Source organism: Komagataeibacter europaeus LMG 18890 (assembly GCF_000285295.1).
In the GTDB taxonomy this organism is placed as follows: Bacteria; Pseudomonadota; Alphaproteobacteria; order Acetobacterales; family Acetobacteraceae; genus Komagataeibacter; species Komagataeibacter europaeus.
Genome location: NZ_CADP01000266.1, coordinates 1 through 1718 on the forward strand (window position 1 = coordinate 1; position 1718 = coordinate 1718).

A 1718-nucleotide genomic window follows, 5' to 3' on the forward strand; every position below is an offset into this window, starting at 1 on the left:
GCGTCGTGGGTCCAGAAGAGCTGATCACGGGTAACGCCGTGACTCGCGGCAGCCATGCGTGACAGCCCCAGATTGGTAGCGTCCGCCAGAATGGCAGCAAGCAACGCGTTCTCGTGGGGGCAGGCTTCGCCCGTGCGCAGGTTGGTAAAGGCGTTCAAAAAACCGGTGGCCTGCGCCACCTCGTGCAGCAGCTCCGTGATGCGGATTGGCGGCATCAGGGCGTTGAGCTGTTGCGCCAGGTCTTCCGCCTTGGGAGGCGTTGTTGCGCGTATCGGCGATATCTGGAGGTGCCCGTCTCGGAATCGTACGCCTTGCAAAGCGTCGCGTTTCAGGCTTTGCGCAAACTTCTTCAGGCGTTTATCCAATTCGCGAGCGCGCTGATCCAGCCATTCATCCGCCGACAGGGGAAGGTCAAGTTCGGCAATGAACGGTTTTGCCTGCTCCGTACTGAGCATGTAGCTGTCGAAGCGACGATAATTGGCCGACCGCTCGATCCACACATCGCCGGAACGCAGCTTGTTGCGCAAATGCGCGAGCGTCGCGATTTCCCACAGACGCCGGTTGGGCTTGTCATCCTGATCGATAACGATCTTCTGCCATTCCTTGCGAAACGGCATCGGTGCGTCGCCAGGTAAATCGCGTTTGCCTGCTCTGTTGAGGTTCCGCAACAACGTGATCGCAGCCAGGGTCTTGGCGCCTCCTCTTCCTGCCTGGAATTCCAGCGTTTCCAGCAGATCGGGCGCGAATTTTCGAAGGGTAATATAACGCTCCGCAGCGGCTGTCAGAGGATCGAGGTCGGCAGTCCTGGCGATCGCCCCAACCTCTGACCTTGCTTTCAACAGGGTCGCCCATCCGACCGTGGCATCCAGAGTTTCCATGGGATCTCTGCCGTCGCTGGCCGCCTCGGCCAAGGCATCGATGGTCGCCTGAAACAGGCGCATCAGGCGTGCGACGTTCTTCGACGTTGCCGAAAAGCTGCGGGCCTTTGTGTTCCGTGCCCGGGTAAAGATGCTGCCGACCAGCTTGTCAGCCATGTCCAGGGCGCTGTCCGTTAGGCGTTCCTCAGCATCGATCAGGAAAGCGACGAGCGTGGCGTAACGGCGTGATGGCGTGTAGCGCTCGATCATCGAGGCCGGAGATATCCGGCCTTCCCGGACGTATTGGTGAAAACGGTCGATGTGAATGCGCTTGGCGACGACGGGATCAATGCCGATCTGTCGAACCTGTCTCAACAATTCCAGAATGCGCTTGATGTGATCCGGCTTGACGGCAACCGGTATGGTCTTGAGCGAGGCAAGTTGGCTGATGCTCCCTTCAGGCGTTGTGGCGAAAAGCCGATCCAGCGCCGTGACCTGATCGCCTGTGAGGCCCTGCGTTAACGCCTGCGCGGTCTTCCGTCGGGCCCGCGCCCGTCCCGCAATGCTGGCGCGTTCGATGGTTGAAATCGAAGGGAGTGCGATTTTGGCATGGCGTAGCGCGTCCATCACGGCCCGGACGATTACGATGCCGCTGTCCGTGGCCCAGGCTGCGTTTGCCGCAGCCTCGATCATGAACGGGATATCGGCTCTCTGGGGCGCGCGCAGGCCAAGGATCGTCATCAGATCGCGGGCATGATCGGTCATCGTCTGCTCCCGCGCGGCGTAATCGGCGAGGTCGCTGCCGGAAAGCTCAAGTTGGTCTGCCACGAAGGCGACCAACGCGGATGGCGTCGATCCGAC

General features: G+C 60.8%; 1 protein-coding gene. It reads right to left on the minus strand.

The annotated features are described in order from the left end of the window. Positions 1-1718 (minus strand): DUF4158 domain-containing protein (locus tag GEU01_RS21515; RefSeq protein WP_019087644.1); only part of this gene is annotated, 1718 nt, incomplete at both ends.